The organism is Thiohalorhabdus sp., from assembly GCF_046545655.1.
In the GTDB taxonomy this organism is placed as follows: Bacteria; Pseudomonadota; Gammaproteobacteria; order Thiohalorhabdales; family Thiohalorhabdaceae; genus Thiohalorhabdus.
Genome location: NZ_JBKGZG010000005.1, coordinates 40447 through 63144, shown reverse-complemented (window position 1 = coordinate 63144; position 22698 = coordinate 40447). Strand labels below are relative to the sequence as shown.

19 protein-coding genes are annotated in these 22698 nt (G+C 69.5%); all 19 read right to left on the bottom strand.

The features are described 5' to 3' along the window. The 19 genes from dnaB to ACLFRB_RS02325 all read right to left on the bottom strand — a co-directional run bounded on the left by dnaB (nucleotide 1) and on the right by ACLFRB_RS02325 (nucleotide 22427). On the bottom strand, nucleotides 1-1362 hold the full coding sequence (gene dnaB / locus ACLFRB_RS02415; RefSeq protein ID WP_411067403.1) for a replicative DNA helicase: 1362 nt from the start codon (nucleotides 1360-1362) through the stop codon (nucleotides 1-3). Between the two features lie 73 nt (nucleotides 1363-1435). Further along, entirely contained in the window at nucleotides 1436-1882 is a 447-nt protein-coding gene (rplI, locus tag ACLFRB_RS02410) for a 50S ribosomal protein L9 (RefSeq protein WP_411067402.1), read from the bottom strand. Between the two features lie 36 nt (nucleotides 1883-1918). After that, a complete protein-coding gene (locus tag ACLFRB_RS02405) occupies nucleotides 1919-2857 on the bottom strand; it encodes a DUF2232 domain-containing protein (protein ID WP_411067401.1) in 939 nt (312 codons plus the stop codon). A gap of 3 nt (nucleotides 2858-2860) precedes the next feature. Further along, nucleotides 2861-3082 (bottom strand): 30S ribosomal protein S18, encoded by a 222-nt coding sequence (rpsR, locus tag ACLFRB_RS02400; protein ID WP_054966199.1) that lies wholly within the window; start codon nucleotides 3080-3082, stop codon nucleotides 2861-2863. Nucleotides 3083-3111: 29 nt separating this feature from the next. Further along, the gene (locus ACLFRB_RS02395; protein ID WP_411067400.1) at nucleotides 3112-3462 is read right to left on the bottom strand and encodes a primosomal replication protein N; all 351 of its coding nucleotides are present in this window, start codon (nucleotides 3460-3462) and stop codon (nucleotides 3112-3114) included. Between the two features lie 20 nt (nucleotides 3463-3482). Next, the gene (gene rpsF / locus ACLFRB_RS02390) at nucleotides 3483-3929 is read right to left on the bottom strand and encodes a 30S ribosomal protein S6 (RefSeq protein WP_411067399.1); all 447 of its coding nucleotides are present in this window, start codon (nucleotides 3927-3929) and stop codon (nucleotides 3483-3485) included. A gap of 132 nt (nucleotides 3930-4061) precedes the next feature. After that, entirely contained in the window at nucleotides 4062-6095 is a 2034-nt protein-coding gene (locus ACLFRB_RS02385) for a CocE/NonD family hydrolase (protein WP_411067398.1), read from the bottom strand. After that, the gene (locus tag ACLFRB_RS02380; RefSeq protein WP_411067397.1) at nucleotides 6096-7403 is read right to left on the bottom strand and encodes an ATP-grasp domain-containing protein; all 1308 of its coding nucleotides are present in this window, start codon (nucleotides 7401-7403) and stop codon (nucleotides 6096-6098) included. A 164-nt stretch (nucleotides 7404-7567) separates the two neighbouring features. After that, nucleotides 7568-8326 carry a 23S rRNA (guanosine(2251)-2'-O)-methyltransferase RlmB gene (rlmB, locus tag ACLFRB_RS02375; protein WP_411067396.1) on the bottom strand — a complete coding sequence of 253 codons (759 nt, stop codon included), beginning with the start codon at nucleotides 8324-8326 and terminating at the stop codon, nucleotides 7568-7570. Next, nucleotides 8323-9753: a cardiolipin synthase gene (gene cls / locus ACLFRB_RS02370; protein ID WP_411067395.1), complete on the bottom strand. Its 1431-nt coding sequence runs from the start codon at nucleotides 9751-9753 to the stop codon at nucleotides 8323-8325. The genes rlmB and cls overlap by 4 nt, the downstream gene beginning before the upstream one ends. A 12-nt stretch (nucleotides 9754-9765) precedes the next feature. After that, complete coding sequence (gene rnr, locus ACLFRB_RS02365; RefSeq protein ID WP_411067394.1) at nucleotides 9766-12003, bottom strand: ribonuclease R; 2238 nt, start codon at nucleotides 12001-12003, stop codon at nucleotides 9766-9768. Between the two features lie 360 nt (nucleotides 12004-12363). Continuing rightward, complete coding sequence (locus ACLFRB_RS02360; protein WP_411067393.1) at nucleotides 12364-13659, bottom strand: adenylosuccinate synthase; 1296 nt, start codon at nucleotides 13657-13659, stop codon at nucleotides 12364-12366. Between the two features lie 17 nt (nucleotides 13660-13676). After that, nucleotides 13677-14879, bottom strand: a complete 1203-nt coding sequence (locus ACLFRB_RS02355) for an ATP phosphoribosyltransferase regulatory subunit (RefSeq protein ID WP_411067392.1) — start codon at nucleotides 14877-14879, stop codon at nucleotides 13677-13679. A gap of 288 nt (nucleotides 14880-15167) precedes the next feature. Next, the gene (locus ACLFRB_RS02350) at nucleotides 15168-16058 is read right to left on the bottom strand and encodes an ExeA family protein (RefSeq protein WP_411067391.1); all 891 of its coding nucleotides are present in this window, start codon (nucleotides 16056-16058) and stop codon (nucleotides 15168-15170) included. A gap of 31 nt (nucleotides 16059-16089) precedes the next feature. Beyond that, on the bottom strand, nucleotides 16090-17775 hold the full coding sequence (mshL, locus tag ACLFRB_RS02345) for a pilus (MSHA type) biogenesis protein MshL (protein WP_411067390.1): 1686 nt from the start codon (nucleotides 17773-17775) through the stop codon (nucleotides 16090-16092). A gap of 363 nt (nucleotides 17776-18138) precedes the next feature. After that, nucleotides 18139-18807, bottom strand: a complete 669-nt coding sequence (gene gspM / locus ACLFRB_RS02340) for a type II secretion system protein GspM (protein WP_411067389.1) — start codon at nucleotides 18805-18807, stop codon at nucleotides 18139-18141. Then, complete coding sequence (locus ACLFRB_RS02335; protein WP_411067388.1) at nucleotides 18807-19445, bottom strand: hypothetical protein; 639 nt, start codon at nucleotides 19443-19445, stop codon at nucleotides 18807-18809. Before ACLFRB_RS02335 ends, gspM begins: the two co-directional genes overlap by 1 nt. Then, entirely contained in the window at nucleotides 19423-20514 is a 1092-nt protein-coding gene (pilM, locus tag ACLFRB_RS02330; protein ID WP_411067387.1) for a pilus assembly protein PilM, read from the bottom strand. The genes ACLFRB_RS02335 and pilM overlap by 23 nt, the downstream gene beginning before the upstream one ends. A gap of 167 nt (nucleotides 20515-20681) precedes the next feature. Next, a complete protein-coding gene (locus ACLFRB_RS02325) occupies nucleotides 20682-22427 on the bottom strand; it encodes a DUF6701 domain-containing protein (RefSeq protein WP_411067386.1) in 1746 nt (581 codons plus the stop codon). Nucleotides 22428-22698: the final 271 nt, after the last annotated feature.

The window sequence follows — 22698 nt, the reverse complement described above, 5'->3', positions numbered from 1 at the left end:
TCAGAAGCCCTCGGCGAGCTCGGGGCCGGCGTAGTTCTCGAAGCGGGTGTACTCGTCCAAGAAGGTCAGACGCACCACCCCCGTCGGCCCGTTCCGCTGCTTGCCGATGATCAGCTCGGCAACCCCCTTGGATTCGGGGTTGTCCGGGTGATAGACCTCGTCGCGGTAGATGAACATGATGATGTCGGCGTCCTGCTCGATGGCTCCGGATTCGCGCAGGTCGGACATCATGGGTCGCTTGTCCTGGCGCTGCTCCAGGCTGCGGTTGAGCTGGGAGAGGGCGATCACCGGCACGTCCAGCTCCCGGGCCAGGGCCTTCAGCGACCGCGAGATCTGGGAAATCTCCGTGGCCCGGTTCTCGGCGTCGGAGGAGCCCTGCATGAGCTGGAGGTAGTCCACGATCACCAGGCCAAGGCCGTGCTCGCGCTTCAGCCGCCGGCAGCGGGCGCGCATTTCCATGGGCCCGAGGCCCGGCGTGTCGTCGATGAACAGGGGCGCCTCGGAAAGCTCCCCCACCGCCTTGGTGAGCTTGGGCCAGTCGTCCGGGTGCAGGTTGCCGTTGCGCATCTTGTGCGCGTCGATGCGGGCCCGCGAGGAGAGCAGGCGCATGGTGAGCTGCTCGCGGGGCATCTCCAGGCTGAAGATGGCCACGGGAGCACTGCCCTGCAGGCACACCGACTCCGCCATGTTCATGACGAAGGAGGTCTTGCCCATGCTGGGCCGGCCGGCGATGATGATGAGGTCGGAAGCCTGGAGGCCCGAGGTCTTGTCGTCGAGGTCCTCGAAGCCGGTGGGCAGGCCGGTGATGGGATCGTCGCGCTGGAACAGCTCGTCCAGGCGCTCCACGCTCTCGCGCAGCAGCTCCCGCAGGGGCGAGAAGCCGCCCTGCCGCTGGTTGGACTGGTCGGCGATGCGGAAGATGCGCTGCTCGGCGCTGTCCAGGATCTCGGCGACGGACTGCTCGCCGGGATGGAAGGCGCTGTCGGAGATGTCCCCCGCCACCTGGATGAGGGAGCGCAGGACCGCCCGCTCCCGGACGGCGTTGGCGTAGTGGACAATGTTGGCGGTGGTGGGCGTGTTGTTGGCCAGGGTGGCCAGATAGGCCGTGCCCCCCGCCTCCTCCAGCTTGCCCTGCCGCTCCAGCACCTCCGCCACGGTGACGATGTCCGCGGGCCGGTTCTGGTCCACAAGCTGGCCCACGGCGTCGAAGATCAGCTGATGGTCGTGGCGATAGAAGGCCTCGCTGCTGAGGACGTCCGCCACCCGGTCCCAGGCGTTCTCGTCGAGCAGTAGGCCGCCCAGCACCGACTGCTCCGCCTCCACGGAGTGGGGCGGGACCTTCAGCTCATCCGTATTCAGCACACCGCACTACCCCGCTTTCCGCGCCCCCCGCGGGGCCGGGCGGCCCCGCGCAGGAATGAGCAGCCGGCCGGCCCTAGATGCCGGCCACGGACACCGTGATGGTCACGATAACATCCGGATGGAGCCGCACCTGTACCTCGTGGTCCCCCACCTCCTTGATGGGGCCTTCCGGCAGCAGGATCATGCCGCGCTCCACCTCGTAGCCCTGCTCCTTGAGGGCGTCGGCGATGTCCGCGTTGGCCACGGAGCCGAACAGCCGGCCGGCCTCGGCCACCCGCCGGTCCAGCTGCACGGTGGTGCCGTCGATCTTCTTGCCCAGGCTCTGGTAAAACTCCAGGAGCTCGGCTTGGCGCGCCTCGAAGGCCTTGCGCTGGGCCTCGAAGCGCTTCTTGTTGCCCTCGGTGGCGAGCAGCGCCTTCTCCTTGGGCACCAGGTAGTTGCGGGCGTAGCCCGGGGCCACGTTGACCACGTCGCCAAGACCTCCCAGATTCTCCACCTTCTCCAGCAGGATGACCTCCATCGAACCCTCCTTATTCGGTATGCGGGGTGCCGCGCCTCAGGCGCTGCCGGCACCCTTGAGCTTGTTTCGGAAATCGGCCCAGACGTCCGCCAAACCCAGCAGGGCCACCGCCATGGTCAGCTGCACGAACAGGCCCACAAAGACATAGAACGCCACCAGCCACCCCTGGCCCAGGCCATAGGCCAACCGCGCGCTGTGCACCACCGCCAGCCCCTGGGCGAAAAAGAGCATGGCCGCCACGATCAGCCCGTTGCCGGCCCAGTACCCCGGGGCGCTTCCCGCCCCGGCCCAGGCCAGGACGCCCAAGGCCACCACCAGCCAGACGGTGGCGTCGGGGAGCCGGAGCTCCCGCAGGCTCGCGGCAAGGTCGGGATTCTCCCCCACCCGGGTGGCCAGCGACAGGCCGGCCAGGCTGTTGACCCACCAGGTCAGCAGGATCCCCGCGCCGATCACGCCGGGCAGGAACCGGGCCAGGGCCGGCACCACGCTGACCTCGAGCTCCTCCAGCAGATCCCGGGTCTGGTCCTGTGGCAGGTCGCGGCTCTCCACCCAGCCTTTCAGCACCTCACCGACCCAGTTGCCCACCAGCGCCTGGGGGTCCCCGTCCACACTCAGGACCCAGGCCCCCAGGCCCGCGAGGATGACCAGCACCTGGGTCAGCCCCACGCCGGAGAACAGGGGCCCCCGGCGCAGGACGACGGCGGCCAGCCCCACCGGCAGCCAGAAGACCGCCAGCCAGAGGACGGGCATGAGCGGGGCCTGGGTGGCGAGGCCGACGAGCAGGCCCGCGATCAGGCCCACCTCCACCAGACCCCGCGCGCCCACGTGCCAGCCGATGACCACGGCCGGGGCGGCCACCACCAGACCGAGCAGCCCGCCCAGGGCGGGGATCAGGGCGGCGGCCAGAAAAAGGCCGGCGGCGATCACGCTCGCCAGCAGCCGCCCTCCCAGAATGATCCGGGCGAGACGCTCCACCCTTTACCGGACGGTGAACGGGATCAGGGCGATGGCGCGGGCGCGCTTGATGGCCTTGGCCAGCATCCGCTGGTGGCGGCTGCAGGTGCCGGTGATGCGGCTGGGGACGATCTTGCCCTGGTCGGTGATGTTGCTCTCCAGGGTGCGGACGTCCTTGTAATCGATCTCGTTCACGCCGTCCACGCAGAAGCGGCAGACCTTACGGCGACGAAAGCTCGGGCGCATTGGTTAGGCTCCTATTCCTGATCATGCGGTCATTCGGTGTCGGAGGGGGGACCGGCCAGGGGCGTCAGGGCGGTGGCGTGCACCTCGAGGCGCCCGTACAGAGGGTCCTCGCCGCGGCGCCGCCGGACGCGCTGCCCGAGGACTCCGTCCACGCGGCAGCGCTGCCCATCGCTCAGACCCTTCGCCCGACCGCTCAAGTCCTCCCCAAGGGCCACCACCGTCACTCGGCAGTGCACCACGCGCTCCATGCCGGCGATGGTGACCCGAGAGCTGTGCTCCAGCTCGAAGCGAACCAGGGGAATCCCCGCGGGGGTCCAGCGCGACTCCGCCCCGGGCAGCACCGTGCCCTCCAGGCGGATCCGGTTTTCGGGCTCGGACATCCCGCCGGACGGTCCCGGGTCTACTCGGTCTCGGTGGCCTCAGCGGATTCCTCGGGCTCGGACGGCTCAGCGGGCGCTTCCGCCTTGTCCTCGCTGCCCTGGGAGCGTTCGGACGGGCCGCGCTCTCCGCCGCCCTTGTCTTTTTCCTTCAGGGACTTGTAGATCTGGGTGGGCTCGGTCTCGGCCTTCTCCTTGCGCACCACCATGTGCCGCAGGATGGCGTCGTTGAAGCGGAAGGCCTCGGCCATCTCGTCCACTTCGGCGGCGTCGCACTCGACGTTCAGGAGGACGTAGTGGCCCTTGTGCACCTTGTTGATGGGATAGGCGAGCTTGCGCCGGCCCCAGTCCTCCTCGCGATGGACGGTGCCCCCGTTCTGGGTGAGCATGCCCTTGTACTTCTCCACGAGGGGCGGGACCTGATCGCTCTGGTCAGGATGGACGATGAACAAAATCTCGTAATGGTTCACGACTTCCTCTCCTTGCGGATAAAGCCCTACCGACCCCGGCAGGGCAAGGATGGAAAACCCGGTATTGTAGGGCCTAGAGGGGCATCCGCCAAGCCCCGGCCACCGCCCGTCCCGGAGACCCCGGAACCCTCGTCACAGGAAGCGCCGGGGCACCTGCTCTTCCCACGTCTTGGCGTAGACCCGCCGCCCGTCCTCGTAGGCATCCAGGGTGGCGTTCAGGTGGAAGCTCTCGCGGTCACACCACAACAGGGTCCGTGTCTCCGTGGCCACGGACCAGGCACCGCGCCGTAGGCTGCGGTGGTGCACGGTCTCCCCGTTGGCGGAGAGGAAGTCGTCTCCCCGGACCCGGTACCACTCCTCGCTGGACCGGCCCACCTCCAGGTCCAAATCCTCCAGGCGCACCCGGCCCTGGTCCTCGATCACGTGCAGGGTGGATTCGTCCCGGGCCAGGTCGCGGTGGATCTCCCAATTGGCCTCCCCGAGCTCCAGCGGGGTGCGCTCCGGTGGCGGCGCCGCCTCCGCGGGCTCGAAGGACGCCAGCGCTTCATCTTCGGGGCGCGGCGGGCGCACGGGAAGCTCCAGTCGGCTCCCGTCCGGGTGGATGGTCAGGGTTACCGGCTCCGGCGGGAGCCACACCAGCGGCCAGTAGGAGGTGGACACCGACAGGCGCAGCCGGTGCCCCGACGGAAAGGACTGGGCGATGTGGTCCATGGCCAGCCGCACCTGCTCGCGGCGTCCCGGCTCCAGGTACCGGGGCCGGTCGTGGCCCTGACGGTGGCAGAGGTTGAGCACCCCATAGGTGACCCGCGTGGCCTTGCCGTCCGGGGCCCGATCGGACAGGCGCACGGCGAGCTGGGCCACGGGCCGGTCCACCTCCAGGTCCAGCACCACCTCGGGGGCCCCCAGGATCTCCACCGTCTCCGTCAGGGGTCCGGTGTCGAAGGTTAGCGATCCCCCGTCCTCCTCGCGCTGGTCGTAAGGCAGATCGGGCCCGTTGCTGAACGAGCACCACTTGCCACCGAACAGGCCCACAGACAGGGGGGATTGCACGGATACGGGACCCCCGCGCTCCTTGTTCTCTCCCGGCCAGTGCAGGTGGTTGTGGGACAGGGCCAAGGGGGTTTTGTGGATGTTGCCGGAGGGCCATTCCGGCTCGGCCACCCACCGGCCTGGACGGCGGGCATAGCTGGTGCGGGGTCGCACACTGTCCTGCATCCACACCCGCAGGCGTGGCTCCCTGGCCACGCCGGTGTCCTCCCCCTTCAGCCATTGGTCCCACCAGCGCAGGGCCTCCTGAAGGAAGCCGATCTTGGGGCCTGGGAGCCCCTGGTGGGGATAAATGTGGCTCCAGGGCCCGATCAGGCCCTTGGTGGGCACGGCGAGGTGCTCCACCAGCCGGAAAACCGGATTGACATAGCCGTCCGCCCAGCCGGAAACCGCCATCACCGGCACCCGGATGGCGCCGTAGTCCTCGCACACCGAGCCGTGCCGCCAGTAGGCATCGCGCTGCTGGTGCGCCATCCAGCGCTTGACCCACAGGCCGCTGTTCTCCAGGCGCCGGAACCACATGTCCCGCCAACCATCGCCAACCACCTGGGGGTCCGGCGGCATGGAGTTGAAGGCGAACATGGTAGAGGCCCAGGACAGGTTGTCGTTCAGCAGGCAGCCGCCTTTGTAGTGGACATCGTCGGCGTAGCGATCGTCGGTGGCCGCCACGGCGATCACCGCCTTGAGCTCCGGCGGCTGGCGGGCAGCGAGCTGCAGGGCGTTGAAGCCACCCCAGGAGATGCCCATCATTCCCACCTCGCCCGTGCACCACGACTGTTCGGCCAGCCAACGCAGGATGTCCTCGGCGTCGTCCTGCTCCTGGGGCAGGTACTCGTCGGTGAGCACCCCTTCCGAATCCCCGCTGCCGCGCAGGTCCACCCGCACCCCGGCATAGCCGTGGGCGGCGAAGTAGTGGTGGATCTGCGTGTCCCGGGAGCGCTTGATGTCGCGCTTGCGGTAAGGGATGAACTCCAGGACGGCGGGGACGGGCACCTCCTCCGCCCCCTCCGGCAGCCAGATGCGGGCCGACAGACGGGCCCCGTCCCGCACGGGGATCCATTGGTGCTCGATGACCTGGACGCTTCCGGGGAGCTTGCGTTCGGGCACGATCCGGGTCATCTAGGAGATCTCCTGGTGGTCCGCCATCTCGATGCCGAGGAGCGCCTTGACCCGCCGGTAGCGCGCCAGCAGGTCCTCGGTGCCCTCGCCACCCACCCACACCCAGGCCAGCTCGTAGCTGTAGCTGTCCTGATCCTGGAGATCGTGGAGCTGCTCGTCCGGCCGCACCCGCAGCTCCACCGTGGTGCCGGGGACCTTGCCCTCAACCTCCCGCACGCGCTCGGGGTCGGGCAGGCGCGCCACGGTGCTGTCCCGGAACGCGCGCACGAAGAACTTGGCCGCCATGGGCCAGGCGCCCTTCCTGTGCGGCGGGTCCGGACGGCGGCCCTCGGCCAGATCGATGGCCACCTGTTGGTGGGAGGCGCCATCCACCTTCTCCAGAAGCTCGCAGTGGGACTCGCTGATGCGCGGGTTGATCTCCAGCAGCCAGATGCGGTCGGAATCCGGGTCCCAGTACAGCTCCGCGTTGAAGGGGGCGTTGTCCAGGCCGGTGGCGGTGACCGCCCGTTCGGCCACTTCCCGCATGCGCTCCTGGACCCGGGCGGGCAGGGCCGAGGGATACTGATAGCGGGCGAAGGAGACCCGATTGGCTTCCGTGACGGAATCCACCACGGCATAGACCCGGGGCGCGCCGCGGTAGACATAGCCTTCCAAGGTGGCCTGCCGGCCGCCGATCATTCCCTCCGCAAGACAGGTATGGGCCGGGAGGGCCGAGATCTCGGCGGGCAGATCCGCCAGGCCCAGGAAGCGGGCGAACGGCTCAGCCAGCCGCTCGATGCCGGCCCGCAGCTCGGGAAGCCGGGCCTCCAGTTCGGAACGGTTGTCGATGCGGTAGCCGAGGTGCGAGCGGAAGGCATTCACCGGCTTGATCCAGAACGGATACCCGAGGTCTTTTTCCAAGTCCTCGGCCGCATTCGGGTCGAAGGGATCGAAGGCGGCGAAGGGGGGCACGTGCTCGGGAACGGCCTGCCGCTGGAGACACCGGCTCCAGTACTTGTGGCTGCACCCCAGCAGGCTCTCCAGGCCGGGACCGGGCAGGCCAATGTCGGCGGCCAGGAGGGCGGAGAGCTCCAGGGCCGGGAAGTCGATGAAGGTGGTCACCCCGTGGACGGGTCCATCGAAGGCGCGCAGGCGCTGCCGGGCCTGCTCCAGAAGCGCCCCCACGTGGAAGTCGGACACCCCCCGCAGGCGGTCCTGCGGCAGGAGTTCGTGGAAGGCGTAGTCCCCGGACCGGGGCAGTCTTTCCAGGAGCCGACGCTGGTAGTCGCTAAGGGCGACCACGAAGATGTTGCGCTGGGATGCCGCCATCACCACCCTCCCTCGGTCGTCCCAACCCGGATGTGTCCCAGGACACGGACAGCGCTCGGAGGAAGAGATGGGGGCAATGGGCAGACGGATCAATACCCCCGTCACGCTTTCGGGACCGGAGGTCCGGGGGAGGGGACATCAAAATGTGGGAAGGAAACGGTTGCTCAGGGCTGGCTGCTGGCCACTCGCCGCTGCCGCACCGTCTCGAACAGCACCACCCCCGTGGCCACGGAGACGTTGAGACTGGTGACATGGCCCGCCATGGGGATGGCGTACAGGGAATCGCACTTTTTGGCGGTGAGGTCGCGCATGCCCTCCCCTTCGGCGCCGAGCACCCAGGCGACGGCGCCGGTGCCATCGGCCCGGTGCCAGGGCTCGGCGGCTTGATCGCTGGTGCCCAGCAGGAAGACGCCGCGCTCCTTGAGGGCGTCCATGGCGCGGGCCAGGTTGGGCACGGCCGCCACGGGGACGGTCTCGGCGGCGCCGCTCGCCACCTTGCGGGCGGTGGCGTTCACCGGGGCGCAGCGGTCGCGCGGCACCACCACGGCGTGGGCGCCCGCGGCGTCGGCGGTGCGCAGACAGGCCCCCAGGTTGCGGGGGTCGGTGACGCCGTCGAGGAGCAGGAGCAGCGGCTCCTCGGCCAGGGTGTCCAGGTGGGCGTGCAGGTCGCGCTCGCCCCACAGGGCCACCGGCTCCACCCGCGCCACCACCCCCTGGTGGCGCCCCCCCTCGGCCCGGCGGTCGAGGTCCTCCCGCGGCACATGGCGGACCCGGACGCCGCGGCGCTTGGCCTCGTTCTCCAGGCGTCCCAGGCGCTTGCCGTGGAAGTCCTTGGCGATGCGCACCTCGACCAGGGCGGTGCCGGACTCCAGGGCCGCCGTTACCGCGTGGATGCCGAACAGGTAGTCGTCCCGATCGCTCATAGCATGGGGCTCAGGGTGCGGGCCAGCCCCTCCAGGCCGCTGCGCCAGGCCGGACGCTGCTGGTAGTCCTCCAGGGTGATGGGGCTGGCGGAGCGAAGCTCCTCCTCGAACAGCGTGGAGAGCCGGTTGATGGGTCCCTGGTCCTTCAGGATCACGTTGAGCTCGTAGTTCAGGTAGAAGGAGCGGGCGTCCAGGTTGGCCGACCCCACGGTGGCCCAGCGGCCGTCCACGGTGACCTGCTTGCCGTGCACCATGCCCTGCCCGCTGCGGTAGACCTCCACGCCGGCCTTGAGCAGCTCCTCGTAGAAGGCGTTGCTGGCCAGGGCCACCATGGGATGGTTGTTGTGGCGCGGCACCAGCATCCGCACCCGCACCCCACGCCGGCCGGCGCTGGCCAGGGCCATCTGGATGCTCTGGTCGGGGACGTAGTAGGGCGTGACCACCTGGACCCAGTCCTGGGCGGAGGTGATGGCGTTGAACACCGTCTCGTGAAAGGCCCGCCAGTACTGCCCCGGGCCGGAGGGCAGGGCCCGGGCCACGCTGGGGCCGTCCGCCGGCAGGCGCGGATAGAAGCGCTCGTCCACCAGCGCCTCCCCCACCACGTAGTGCCAGTCCTTGGCGAAGATGGTGGCGATCTGGCGGGTCACCGGGCCTTCGACACGGAGGTGGAGGTCCTTCCAGAGCCGGGGTCCCTCGCGTCCCCGGTAGTCCTCACCGATATTGATGCCCCCGGTGTAGGCGACCCGGCCGTCCACCACCACGATCTTGCGGTGGTTGCGGAGGTTGGCCCCGAGGACGGTGGAAGGGGAAAGCAGGGGCGCGAAGGCGCGCACCCGGCCCCCCGCCCAACGCAGGGGACGCAACAGCCAGCCGGCGGTGGTGGCCCCCCAGGCGTCGTACAGGACCCGCACTTCCACCCCCTCCCGCACCTTCTCGGTGAGGAGGTCGCGCAGCCACATCCCCGTGCGGTCGTTGGCCCACAGGTAGTAGGCCAGATGGACATGGTCGGTGGCGGCGCGGATGTCCTCCTCCAGGCGGGCGTACTTCTCCTCGCCGTGGCCGAACACCTCCACGTGGTTGCCCGTGGCGTTGGGGTAATCGTCCAGCGCGGATTTTCGGAACACCGGCTCGGGGCCGGTGGGGGACGCCTCTTCCGACGCCCCGCCCAGCCGCGAGGGGAGGGCCCGGATGAACTGCCAGTCCCGGAGAAGGCGCAGGCTGGCCACCCGGCGCACCCGGTAGCCGCCGAAGATCAGATAGGCCGGTCCGGCGATCCAGGGAATGAACACCACGGCCAGCAGCCAGCCGAAGGGGGACTGGGTCTCCTCCCGGGAGGAGAGGATGAGCAGGATGAAGACCCCGGTCAGCACGTGGCCGACGATGGCATAGAGCTCGGTCCGGAGCCCGCTGCCCAGCCACTCCCACATGGCTGCTCCCCGCTATTCCTCGGCGCCGGAGGGCTCCGCCTCCTCGTCCTGGTGCGCGCCCATCTCCGCCGGGCTCTTCACCAGGCCCAGGTCGATTTTCAGGTCGTCCACGTCCACCCGCGTCACCTTGACGCGCAAGGGGTCGCCGAGCTGATAGATGCGGCCCGTGCGCTCGCCGCGCAGCAGATGATGGACCGGATCGAAATGGTAGTAGTCGTCCTCGAGGTTGGTGATGTGCACCAGCCCCTCCACGTACACCCCGGTCAGCTCTGCGAAGACCCCGAAACCGGTCACCCCGGCGATCACGGCGTCGTACTCCTCGCCGAGGTGCTCCTGCATGTACTGGCACTTCAGCCAGTCCACGGTCTCCCGCTCGGCCAGCTCGGAGCGGCGCTCGGTGGCGGAGGTGTGCTCGCCGATCTCGGCCAGGTTGGCCTTGAAGGCCTCCTTCTTGCCCTCCTTCACCCGGCGTCCGGCCAGGATGTCCTTGATGCGCCGATGCACCACCAGGTCGGGGTAGCGCCGGATGGGTGAGGTGAAGTGGGTGTAGTGGTCGTAGGCCAGGCCGAAGTGGCCGTGGTTGTCGGGCCGGTACTGGGCCTGCTTCATGGTGCGCAGCATGACCGTCTCGATCAGGTGGGCGTCGCGCCGCTCCCGGGCCTGGTTCAGCACCTGGCCAAAGGCCTTGGGCGAGGGCGGATCTTCCGCACCGAGGTCGAGGCCGATGGTCTTCAGGAAGTCGCGCAGATTCTCCAGCTTCTCCTCCGCCGGCGGCTCGTGGACGCGGAACAGCGCCGGCTCCTCTTTCTCCGCGAACAGCCGCGCGGCGCTCTCGTTGGCCGCCAGCATGCACTCCTCGATGAGGCGGTGGGCCTCGCGCCGCTCGTAGGGCACGATCATCTCGATCTGATTGTTCTCGCCGAAGACGATCTGCGTCTCCAGGCCCTCGAACTCGATGGCGCCCCGTTCCACCCGGGCCTTGTGCAGCACCCGGTAGAGCTCGTAGAGGGTCTCCAGGTGGGGCACGACGTGGGGAAACTCCGCCCGGACGGACTCGTCGCCGTCCTCCATCATGGCCGCCACCTGGTGGTAGGTGAGCCGGGCGTGGGAGTGCATGACCGCCTCGAAGAAGCGGTACTGGTCCACGTGGCCGTTGCTGGTGACGTGCATCTCGCAGGCCAGGGTGAGCCGGTCCACCCCCGGGTTCAGCGAGCAGATGCCGTTGGACAGGGCCTCGGGCAGCATGGGCACCACCCGCTGCGGGAAGTAGGTGGAGTTGCCGCGGTGGTAGCCTTCCTTGTCCAGGGGCCGGTTGGGCTTCACGTAGCTGGAGACGTCGGCGATGGCCACGATCAGGCGGTAGCCCTCGCCGGCCCGCTCGGCGAACACGGCATCGTCGAAGTCCTTGGCGTCGGCGCCGTCAATGGTCACCAGCGGCAGGGCGCGCAGGTCCTCGCGGTCGCCGATGTCCTCCGGCCCCACGCTCTGCGGCACCTGCTTGGCCTCCTCCAGCACCTCGTCCGGCCAGGCGTGGGGGATGCCGTGCTTGCGCATGACGATCTCCACCTCCACCTCCGGCGTGAGGTGCTCGCCCACGATCTCGATGACTTTGCCGGTGGGCTGCTTCTTCGGGGTGGGATAGTGGATGATCTCCACGGTGACGATCTCGCCCGGACGGGCGCCGCCCTCCTCCCCCGGCGGTACCAGGATGTTCTGGGTGAGCCGCTTCTCGTCGGGCACCACAAAGGAGATGCCGTCCTCCTCATCGAGGCGGCCCACCACCCGGTCCTGGCCGCGCTCCACGACCCGGACGATGGCGCCCTCGGGCCGGCCGCGCTTGTCGTAGCCCACCAGCCGGGCCACCACCTTGTCGCCGTGCATCACCTGGCGCATTTCCCGGGGGGACAGGAAAAGGTCCTTCTGGTCCTTGTCCTCGGGGACCAGGAAGCCGAAGCCGTCGGGATGGGCGGTGACCTTGCCGCGCACCAGGTCCATGCGCTCGGGCAGGCCGTACAGATTGCGCCGGGTGCGGATGAGCTGGCCGTCGCGCTCCATGGCGCGGAGCCGCCGGTTCAGGGCCGTGCGCTGCTCTTCGTCCTCCAGCTCCAGCCCGTCGGCGACGTATTCCTCGCTCACGGGGGCGTTGGTGTGCTCGCGCAGGAAGTCGAGGATGTACTCACGGCTCGGAATGGGCCGCTCGTAGCGCTCCGCTTCCTGCTCGTGCTGGGGATCTTCTTCGAATTTGGCCATTGACCCAACCTTGATCGGTGGTATTAAATCGCCCGCCTTGTGCCAGGGGGCACAGCGGCCTCGCGGATCGGCCCGGCGGGGCTCCAGCGAGGCCGCACGCGGTCCATTAGCCAGCCTCCCTGGGCCCGGTCCGGGGCCCCCTGGGCGGACAGATCGTTGCCGAGGGGCCTGCGCTCCAGCGGCCCCTCGAACCACAGGCCCGGCGATGCGGAGCCGAGGAGGCGGAGCGGACAGACACGCTCGATTCAGTGTCCGGTCGGGCTTTTCTCCCCTTCCGGCCCGCCCCGGCCCCCCGGCACCATCTCCCAAGCAGCAAGCCCCGCGGCTCCGCGGGGCTTTCTTGTGTCCGTCCCCCCGAGATCAGTCCCCGAAGGGGTGCTCCAGCACGATGGTCTCGTCCCGTTCGGGGCCCGTGGAGATCATCACCATGGGAACACCGGTGAGCTCGGACAGGCGGTACAGGTAGTCCCGGGCGGCCTGCGGCAGCTCCTCCAACGTGCGCACCCCGGATGTGGAGCCGCTCCAGCCGGGCAGGTCCTCGTAGACCGGCTCGCATTCGGAGAGGGCCTCGGCCCCCACCGGCGGCGTGGACTGCACCGTGCCGTTGCAGCGGTAGCCGGTGCAGACCCGGATACGGTCCAGGCCGTCGAGCACGTCCAGCTTGGTGACGCACAGCTGGTGGACGCCGTTGACGGCCACGGAGCGGCGCAGGGCCACGGCGTCGAACCAGCCGCAGCGCCGGGCGCGCCCGGTGGTGGCGCCGAACTCGCCGCCCCGGGCGGCGATGTGCTCCGCGTCCTCGTCGTCCAGTTCGGTGGGGAACGGTCCCTCCCCCACCCGCGTGGTGTAGGCCTTGGTCACGCCCACCACGGTCCCCAGGGCGCTCGGCCCCACCCCGGCCCCGGGGCTGGCCCCGCCGGCCACGGTGTTGGAGGAGGTCACGAAGGGGTAGGTGCCGTGGTCCACGTCCAGCCACGTGCCCTGGGCCCCCTCGAACAGGATCCGTTTGCCGGCCGCGCGATGGCCCTCCAGACGCTCCACCGTATCATCCACAAAGGGCGCCAGGCGCTCGGCCAGCTCCACCAGCCGGCCGAGGGCCTTCTGGAAGTCCACGGTCTCGGCCCGGAAGTAGTGCTCCAGGACGAAATTGTGGTAGTCCAGGGCCTCGCCCAGCTTGGCCGCCAGCACCTCGCGGTGGAACAGGTCCGCCACCCGGATGGCCCGACGCGCCACCTTGTCCTCGTAGGCGGGTCCGATGCCGCGGCCGGTGGTGCCGATCTTCTGGCTGCCGCGGGCCCGTTCCCGCGCCTGGTCGAGTAGGTGATGGTGGGGGAGGATCAGGGGGCAGGCATTGGAGACGTACAGCCGGCCCCGAACGTCCTGTCCCGCCTGCTCCAGTTGCTCCACCTCCGCCAGGAAGGCCTCCGGCTCCAGGACCACGCCGTTGCCGATCAGGCACTCCACGCCGGGGTGAAGGATTCCGGAGGGGATCAGGTGCAGCACGGTCTTCTCCCCGCCGATCACCAGGGTGTGGCCGGCGTTATGCCCTCCCTGGAAGCGGACCACCACATCGGCCTGCTCGGTGAGCAGGTCCACGATCTTGCCCTTGCCCTCGTCCCCCCACTGGGTGCCTACAACCAGGACGTTCCTATCCATTCGTATCGCTTCCCGGGTTATGCGTCTTCTTGCGGCTCGACGGGCCGGGTCCGCCAGCCCTGCTCGCCGTCGTGGGTCAGGACCTGGGCGCACCCCAGGCGCCGGGCCTCCGCCTCGAAGGCCTCCCCTCCGAGGGGCTCCAGCACCTGCACCACGCGAATGCCCTGGGCGCGCAGGCTCTGAATGGTCCGTTGCAGGTCGTCGGGGCCCTCGGCGGGGGCGAGCACGCCCACGGGGGCGCCCTCCTCGGCGGGCATCAGGTCGGCCAGGAGCTTGAGGTCACCGCTGATCCCCGTGGCCGGCCGGCTCTTGCCGAAGGCGGCGCCGATGCCGTCGTACCGGCCGCCGTAGAGAACCGCCTCGCCCTGCCCCGCCACGTAGGCGGCGAACACCGGGCCGGTGTGGTAGTCGTAGCCGCGGACCTCGCCCAAATCGAAGCAGAGGTGCTCCGTGAGATCCCGGCGGTGCAGGTGATCCACGAGGGTCTTCAGCTCCTCCAGCGCAGCCTCGGCCCCGGGCGTCACGGCGCATGCGGCCGCAGCTTCGAGGACCTCCTCGCTGCCGTGCAGGGCCGGGAGGGTCTTCAGGGCCTCCCGGCGGGCCGGGTCCGCACCGAGTCCCTCCAGGGCCTCTTCCACGGCGTCCGCGTCCTTGCGGCGGACGGCATCGCGCAGCAGCGCTTCCCGGTCCGCGTCCGGCTCCAGGCCCTCCACCAGGGCCCGATACAGCCCCACATGCCCCAGGTCCAGGGTGAAGTCGCGGATGCCCACCTCGCTCAGGGTGGCCGCCATCAGGCCGATCACCTCGGCGTCGGCGCTCGGGCCCGACACGCCGAAGACCTCCGCCCCCACCTGCAGGGGGGCGCGGGAGCGTCCGTAGTTGTCCGGCTGGGCGCGCAGCACCGTGCCCGCGTAGCACAGCCGGCGGGGGCCGTCGCCCTCCAGCCGGCTGGCGTCCACGCGCGCCACCTGAGGGGTCATGTCCGCCCGGAATCCCATGAGGTGGCCGCTGGCCTGGTCCACCACCTTCATGGTGCGCAGGCTGAGGTCGCCACCGACCCCGGTCAGGAGGGAGTCGAGGAACTCCACCTCCGGCGGCATGATCAGGGCGTAGCCCCACCGGTGGTAGAGATCCAGCACCCTCCGGCGGAGGCTTTCAATGGCCTCGGCCCGGTCGGGGAGAACGTCCTCGATCCCCTGCGGGAGGAGCCAACGGTTCATAGGCGCGGTCATTCCTTTCCGGATGCCCCGGCCCCCGATCGAGGGTCCGGCGCGGCTGGTTTCCTGGCCATGGTCGGGCGGGGAACCGCCTCCGCCGCGGTTCCGGGGAGGCTGGCGGAGGCGCGGGCTAGCGGCCTCCCATCCACTAGGACTACGCAAGAGGACGAGACAGGGCGCCGCCCCATCCCGAACCGCCAGTGTGTCCTGCTAGGATGGCGTATTGAAGACGCAAACGAAACCACGCCTGGGAGGCGGTGTCAATCGCGGCCGGGACGCAAGCCCCTTCCCCTAGGCCTTGCCGGTCATCCCCGCAACACGGAGCACCATCTCCCCGGAGAGCACGAAGGGCGGCGCCCACGCCCCGCCCAGGGCCGGTCCCGGCTCGGGCTCCTGGTCCGCCGCTCGCACATGGCGCTTGCGCACCTGCCGGTCGCCCTCTTGGTAGGCAGCCAGCAGGGCCTTGTGGGCGAGGATGTTGACCTTGCGGGGGATCCCCCGGGTGCGCCGATACAGGGCCTGTACGGCGTCCGGGCGGAACACCCGATCGCCGCGGCGGCCCGCCGCGCGCAGCCGGTGCTCCAGGTAGCTCCCCAGATCCTCCCGACGCAGCGGCCCAAGCCGGAAGGAATGCGCCACCCGCCGCTGCAGGGGCCGCAGGGCGGGGTCCTCCAGCCGGAAATCCAGCTCCGGCTGGCCCATGAGCACGATGCGCAGGAGCTTGGCCCGGGCCGTCTCCAGGCCGGCCAGGAGATGCAGCTGTTCGAAGGTCGCCCTGGGCAGGGCCTGGGCCTCGTCCAGCACGAGCACCACCGGACGGCCCCGGTCCCACGCCTCCAGCACCCTTCCCTGCACGGCCTCCAGCAGCGCGGCGGGGTCGCGCCCCTGGGGGTCGACCCCCAGCTCCCGCGCCAGGGCGCCCAGCAGCTCCTCCCCGCGCAGGACGGGATCCAGGATGTAGGCCGTGGTTGCCTCGCCATCCATGATCCGCAGGAAGCGCCGGGCCAGGGTGGTCTTGCCCGTGCCCACCTCCCCGACGACCTTGATGAGCCCGTCCCCGGAGCGAACGCCTTTTGCCAGGGTGCTGATGGCCTCCCGCCGGACCGGGTCATTGAAGAAGAGCTCCGTATCCGACGTCAGCGCGAACGGCTCACCCCGCAGCCCGAAGAATTCCCTGTACACCGACCCTCCCCCTTTTTCCGTATACCCCCGTTCACTGGCGCGGCTCCTGCTCCATTCCCCCTTCCCACATGCGGCGCAGGTCGTCCCTGCGGTCGCCGTCCTGCGGGGTTCCGTAAACGACCCGGGGGCGCAACAGGATGACCAGCTCGCGCTTGGTCTTGACCGTTTCCTCATGACGGAATAGCGCGCCCAGCAAGGGGATGTCCCCCAGCACGGGGACCTTGTTCTGGTTTTCGGTGGAGGATTCCGACATCAGACCACCGATAACCACGATCTCCCCATCCCGCGCCCGCACCACGGAGTCGGATTCCCGCACGTCGCTGCGCGCCAGGGGGGCCCGGAAGACCCGGTCCTCGCCGAGGCTGAACTCCTTCTCCTGAGAGGTCACCTCCGTCACCGAAGGGTGGACATGCAGGGTCACCATGCCCTCCCCGCTGACCTGAGGCGTGACATCCAGGGCAATGCCGTTGAAAAACGGGTCCAGGTCCACGTCGAAGTTCTGCCGATTCCCGGCGGACGTAAAGGTATCGCGGAGCTCCACGTCGGTCAGGAAGAATTCGTCCTGGCCGACCTTGATCACCGCCTTCTGGTTGTTGACCGTCGCCACCCGGGGGCTGGACAGCACGTTGACGTCCCCCTGGGTTTCTAGCAAAGACAAAACGGAGGAGAAGTTGTCCATGGCCACCGCGGCGGAGAATACCCCTTCCGTTTCAAGGCCCTGGAGCTGGGGCAGGAGTCCCTGGCCTTCCCCGCCCTCCACAAGGGCCTCACCCACCGTTGCCCCGCCGTCCTCCGACGGCGCCATGCGAGTGGCGATCTCGGCCTCCCCGGCCCTCCCCAGGGTGGCCCAATTTATGCCGCTTTCAAAGGAATCGTCCAGGCTCACCTCCAGGATCTTGGCCTCGATGACCACCTGGCGATGGGCCCCACCCTCCACCGCTTCCAGGTATTCCCCAACCTCCCGAAGGGTCCCGGGCATGGCCCGCACCAGGACCACCCCGGACCCGGGATGCATCACCAGGCGGTTTTCATCGCCGGGGCTGTCGGCCAGGATGGCTTCCAGGCCCTCCTGCAGCTGCTCCCAGAAGTCCTCCTCGGAGTCGGTCTCGATGCGGCTGCCCTTTACCCTTTCGCCCCCGTTGTCCGTTTGGCCGGAGCGGTCGCCGCCGGACTGGGTCACCTGCCCGGAGCTGACCCGGGTCTGGCTGGAGCCGCTGCGGTCCATGGTGAGGTAGTTCACGCGGAAAGTGCGGGTCTGAAAGTCCGCCGGACGGACCAGAAACCGCTGCCCGACCCGCTCCACCCCATAGCCGTAGCTCCGTGCCAGGAAGTCCAGGACCTCGGGGACCGTCACCTCCCGGAGGTCCAGGCTCACCTCGCCGCTTACCTCCGGATCAATGACCACGCTGTAGTCGGTGTCGTCCACCAGCCCCAGGAGCACCTCCCGGATGGGCGCTTCGCGCGCCGAAACGTCGAAGCGCTCGTCCTCCTGGGCGTTACGGTCCTCCCGGCCGGAATCCCGCGACCTATCGGAGGCCGGTTCCCGGTCCGGCTCCGGGCTCGAGGCCCGATCCCGCGACGATTCCTGATCTTCGGCATCGGCCTGCGAGCCTTCCGGCCCGGAGGGATCATCGGGCTGATCCCGGGTAGGTTGCGAGGTGGCGCAGCCGGCCACCAGGGCCGCCGCGAGAAACAGTATGAAGATACGGGGGCTCAATTGTGGGGAACCTTTTCCATTCCTGGTGTGGAGATCAGCCGCAGAACCCGGGTGCCTCCCCCCCCTCGGAGCACCACCTGGTCCCGCGCGATTCGCGTCACGGTATAGCCATGGATGCTGTCCCCTTCCTGCAGGCTCCGACCATTGATAACCGCCAGTGCCCGCTCCCCGCCGTGCAGGAGGGACTGCAGATTCAGCTCCGCCTTGGGCTTCTCGCTCTCCTGGGAGGCCGATGGCCCACCGGAGACGCCCGGAGGGCGGGTAGGATCGGGCAGGGGCGCCTCCCCCGCCGCAACGGACGCCCACGCGGCAAGGGCCAAAATCACCGCGGCCGATCCGGCCCGGGGTACGATCCGGAACGGGCTACTCCCCATTCCCGTCCTCCGCCTCGCCGAGGAAAAAGGTATGGGCCTGGAGCTTCATGCGAGCGCGCGGGAACTCGGTCACCTCGTAGTCGAGGCTGGTGACCTGCACGGCCCAGGGCAGCTCCTCCACCTCCTCCAGAAAGCGCAGGGCGTTAGGGTAGTCCGCCTCCACCACCACCTCCACCCCTTTGCGGCCAAGGGACACGGCCGAGGACCGCCCATCCGTCGAACTGCCCAAATCGGGCTCTTCCCGCTCCAGCCCGGTTACCCGCTTCACCTCGCAGTTCCCGATGGTCCGCGAGTTCAAAAGCTCCTCGAAGAAGCCCAAGAGCCGGGCGGGCCGGATGAAGCTGCCCACCTGCTCGCGCAGGGACTCGCGCTCCTTGCGAAGCCGATCCCTCAGCTCCTGCTGTCGCGCCTTCAGCGAGTCCCGTTCCTCGCGGAGCGCCGTATCGTTCAGGCGCTCCATCTCCGCACGCAGCTCGGCAGCCTCCGCCTGCGCGCCTTCCGTCTGCGCCCGCAGCTCCTGCCAGCGGGCCCAAGCCGGGGCCAGGGCCAGCTGGTAGCCAGCCACCAGCAGAAGCGCTACCGCCGCAGCGAAGATCAGCACCCGTTCCCGCAGGGTGCGGGCGTCAAGGGTGTCCGCCAGCCGCTTCCAGGCCGCCATCACGGCTCGTCCCCAACGTCTGCGCTCCCCCTCAAGGGGAACCGGGTATCGGCCGTGAACTCAAGCAGGGCCCCGTCCCGGCCATCGAGGGACTGGGCCGACAGATTGCGAAACTCCCCTCCCGGGAAACCAACCCGGTCGGCTACCGCCTGCAGGTAGCGGGGTATGAGCTCGGGGGTGGTGGCCTGCCCTTCCAGCACCAGGGCCACCTCCTCCACTCCTTCGAGCCGGAACCGGGTCAGCCACAGGTCGCTAATTTCCGCCCGGGCCAGACCCAGATCCCGCATCAGCGCCGCTTTGTTGCCGGTGGCCCGCAGGCGATCCCGCAGGGCCTCCCGCGCCGCCCGGAAAGAGCTCAGCTCCTCCTGCAGGGAAGCGATCTCGTCACGGAGGCGGTCCAGCTCGGCGCGGCGATCCTGCCGGGCCTCCCGCAGGGGCGCGAGCTCCTCCCGCACCGCCGCCCGCTCCTCGCGGGCCGCCTCCAGGTCCTGGCGTTGCAGGTGGGCAAGGGAAAGAACCGTCGCGAGCCCGGCCGTCAGCAGGACCACCACGCCCGCCAAGGCCTGGGCCATGCGGCGCGCCGCGAAGGGGGCGGGGCGAGGCCAGAACTCGGGCTTATTGAGGTTGATCTGGCGCATCGGGCCCCTCCGCATCCACCATCCGCAGGCCGGCGCCCAGGGCGTAGATGGCCTCCTGGACACGCAGGTCCCCCACTTCCGCTTCCGGTTCGGACTCCGTGGAAATGGTCAGGAAATCCCGGGGGTCCAGGAACCGGAAATCGCGCCCCAGGACTTCTTCGAGCTCCTCCATCAAGCCCTCCACCAGGGCGCCCTCGCCCGCCAGGTGGATCCGCTGCACGCCGCCCTGCCGGAAGCGGGAATCGTAGTAGTCCAGGGAGCGCTGGATCTCCAGGGCCAGGCGCTCGGCGTAGCCGGTGCGGGCGCGCTGGAAGGCCTCCTCCCCCCCGGCCGGCTCGTCCTCGAGCGCGAGGCCCTCCACCCCGGAAGTCTCGGGGGCCTCTCCGCCCTCCACCGCCAGGGCCCCCAGCTCCTCCCGGACGTTTACGCCCAGCTGGCGGCTGAAGACCAGCTCCCCGTGGCGGCTGATGGTGATCAGGGGGTCCTCGGGGCTCAGCACCACCAGGCAGACCCCCGAGGAACCCTCATCGGGCAGGAGGCGGACCAGGTTGCGGTGCGCCATGTCGGGGATGTCCACCACCTGCAGGTCCAGACCCGCCTCCAGGAAGGCGGTGACCCGTGCCCGCACGGTCTCCCGAGGGGCCGCCACCACGAGCAGCGGATCGCCCTCACCCGGCAGGGGCGGAACGGGAATGGGCAGGACATCCACCACCGCCTCCTCGGCCGGGAAATCGATGAGATCCCGGACGCGCCACCGCATGGCCGCGGGCAGATCCTCTTCGGCCACCCCGTCGGGGGCCTCGGTGAGGACGAGATTGAACTGGGGACGGTACAAAAGAGATGTGGAGGAACAGCCCTGCAGGCCGCGACGCTCCACCTCCGGGGCGAGCAGCTCGGTCAATCGCTGCGGGGCGGGTCGGCCGGGACCTTCCAGAGGGATGCGGGCCAGGGAGGCGGCCAGGGGGGCCGGGGCACCGCCGCGGAGGGTGACGAGGATCAGGGCATCCCGACGCACGTCCACCGCGACGCTGAGGCCTTCGCAGGGGCGCTTCTTCTTGAAAATGGGCAATTGCAGAGCCGGTGTCCTGGTGGTTGGCCGGATATCCCCGAAAAATGTTCCGGAACGCCTTTCCAGCCTCCCCCCAGGGCCCGGAAAGATCCGCAGCTGGAATCCCCCCCGGCACAGACGGGAACCAATCCTAAACCAAAACTTCCACCGGGTCTAAGGAGAATTCTTTAAGGAAAAACCTCCTGCCAATACAGGATCCGGTCGTCCCCCCGATAGCGCCCGAAGGTGGCCCGCGCCTGGGGGTGCTCGGTAAAGGAGCCGTCGCCGTCACGGTCCACCCGCAGCCAGGGGAGATCCGCCAGGTTGGCGCGGAGGTCCACATAGCCGGTACTGCCCTCCCCGGGGGCGGCCAGGGTCAGCGCCCCCTGCCCCGCGTCCAGACCGGAGACCCCCGTCCCCTCGGTGGTTCCGCCGGTGCCCCCCACCAGGTCGACCTCGGTTCCGGCGTCCACCCAGGTTCCGCCGTCGTCCAGCTCCAGCCGCACGGCGTCGGCGGCCCCGCTCCTGCTCAGGGAGGTGCAATCGTCCGCACCGTTACCGGCAAAGCGCTCGCCGTCGAAGTGCTCGGCACGAACCGGGACGTCCAGACTCGCCAGTTCCGGGCCGTGGGCATTCTCCAGGCCCAGCCGGCCGAAGCGGATCTCCGCCGATTCGGGATGGGGATCCTCGAGCGAAGTGGCGGTCACGCCGTCGGCATCCTCCACGGCGTCCACGGAGACGGTCAGATCGGCCTGGAAGGGGGCCACCCGGGTGTCGATCGCGCCGTCGTCGTCCCGGTCCAGATCCCGGACGTACGCGAGCTCGTCATCGACGGAGAAGGTGTAGGTGAGGGTGCCGTCGCCGTTGTCCGTGAGGTCCCCTGCTTCGAAGGCCACGGTGTCCACCTCCAGGGGGGCTCCGTCCCGTCCCTCCTGGCTCCCGTCCTCGCCGGGCGGGGTACGCGCGACATCGGCGGGCTCCAGCTGGGCGAAGGGCCCGGTGTAATTCGCCGTGGTCCCCCCTTCCGCATTCCGGGCCTCGATCGCCAGCTCCGGCTCCCTGCCCGGGGCGTACCCGAAGGGCTGGCCGAGATAGGAGAACACCCCCGAGCAGCGGCCCTCCCATCTCCCCGGATCGGAGACCGTCTGGCTGAAATCGGCGGGCACGAACCGGCCCACGGTGGCCGGTCCCTCGGTGGCCGACCGGCAGCCATAGCGGCCCTCGCCGTCCGGGGTGTTGCTGCTGCTCCCGGTAACGCAGTGACCAGCAGAGCGGTCGTCGCTGCGGGCGGCGAAGTTGCCTTCGTCGGTCAGGGTCAGCTCCAGGACCCCCACTTCGGAATATTCGGCGGAATCGGTCCGGAAGCCGCTGGCATCGCCGGGGAAGCCCGCGGCATCCGGTACGTAGTCACCCAGGACATGGTCCGGTTCGTGGGGGGGATCGGCCAGGGACCAGTCCAGCACCCCGGTTTCATCGAAGCCCGTGACCGGATCGCCGCCCTCGTTCAGGGCCTCTCCCTGGAGGGTGAAGGGATGCCCCGCCTTGTGGACAGGCCCTTCGGTGGCGGAGCCGGCGTCGAGGGTCTGGTCCGTACCCGGGCTCTCCCAGTCCCCCTGGGAGGCGGTTAGAGAAAGATGGTGAGGGCGGATAGTGAAGGGGTCGCTGCTGCAGCCCTGCTGCGGGTCGCTGTTCCCCGGCGGGTTAACCTCCGTGACCCGGATTTGGGCGGCGGGAATGGCGTCCCCGTGCGTCAGCCCGGTGACAGTTAGCCGCTCCTGGTCGTTAAAGACAGCCGAACCGAGGTTGGCAAGGGTGGCCAGTTCCGCGCATGCCGCAGCGCTGTCCGGTTCCACGAGCTCAAGGGCCACCTCCCCGTCGAAGTTCTGGGGAGTTCCGTTCTGGTTGAGATGAACCAGGTCTACGGTGAAGTCCATCCCCGCCACCTTCGTGTACAGGGGCCCGCCAGCGGCCTCCCCTTCTTCCACGGCGTCGAAGGTGCCTCCCCCCCCTCCACCGCCCCCTTGCCCCGGGTTACCAGAGGGCTGGCCCGGTACCGGTGGAGAGGCCACCAACAAGGCCACTATAGCTCCCGCGCCGCCCACCCACCGGCCCCATGCCCCCAACTCCCCAAGCCAAACCGGGGTCACCTGGGACCGACCAGGGCCTTGGCCGGGAGCCTCAACCGGACACCCACCGGATGAAAGC

Excerpts from the sequence above, each read along its gene's own strand:
- rplI (WP_411067402.1), bottom strand. The coding sequence starts at position 1,882 with ATGGAGGTCATCCTGCTGGAGAAGGTGGAGAATCTGGGAGGTCTTGGC.
- ACLFRB_RS02395 (WP_411067400.1), bottom strand. The coding sequence starts at position 3,462 with ATGTCCGAGCCCGAAAACCGGATCCGCCTGGAGGGCACGGTGCTGCCC.
- ACLFRB_RS02355 (WP_411067392.1), bottom strand. The coding sequence starts at position 14,879 with ATGAACCGTTGGCTCCTCCCGCAGGGGATCGAGGACGTTCTCCCCGAC.
- gspM (WP_411067389.1), bottom strand. The coding sequence starts at position 18,807 with ATGGCGGCCTGGAAGCGGCTGGCGGACACCCTTGACGCCCGCACCCTG.
- rnr (WP_411067394.1), bottom strand. The coding sequence starts at position 12,003 with ATGGCCAAATTCGAAGAAGATCCCCAGCACGAGCAGGAAGCGGAGCGC.
- rpsR (WP_054966199.1), bottom strand. The coding sequence starts at position 3,082 with ATGCGCCCGAGCTTTCGTCGCCGTAAGGTCTGCCGCTTCTGCGTGGAC.
- ACLFRB_RS02380 (WP_411067397.1), bottom strand. The coding sequence starts at position 7,403 with ATGGCGGCATCCCAGCGCAACATCTTCGTGGTCGCCCTTAGCGACTAC.
- rlmB (WP_411067396.1), bottom strand. The coding sequence starts at position 8,326 with ATGAGCGATCGGGACGACTACCTGTTCGGCATCCACGCGGTAACGGCG.
- ACLFRB_RS02385 (WP_411067398.1), bottom strand. The coding sequence starts at position 6,095 with ATGACCCGGATCGTGCCCGAACGCAAGCTCCCCGGAAGCGTCCAGGTC.
- cls (WP_411067395.1), bottom strand. The coding sequence starts at position 9,753 with ATGTGGGAGTGGCTGGGCAGCGGGCTCCGGACCGAGCTCTATGCCATC.
- ACLFRB_RS02325 (WP_411067386.1), bottom strand. The coding sequence starts at position 22,427 with ATGGACTTCACCGTAGACCTGGTTCATCTCAACCAGAACGGAACTCCC.
- ACLFRB_RS02360 (WP_411067393.1), bottom strand. The coding sequence starts at position 13,659 with ATGGATAGGAACGTCCTGGTTGTAGGCACCCAGTGGGGGGACGAGGGC.
- ACLFRB_RS02335 (WP_411067388.1), bottom strand. The coding sequence starts at position 19,445 with ATGCGCCAGATCAACCTCAATAAGCCCGAGTTCTGGCCTCGCCCCGCC.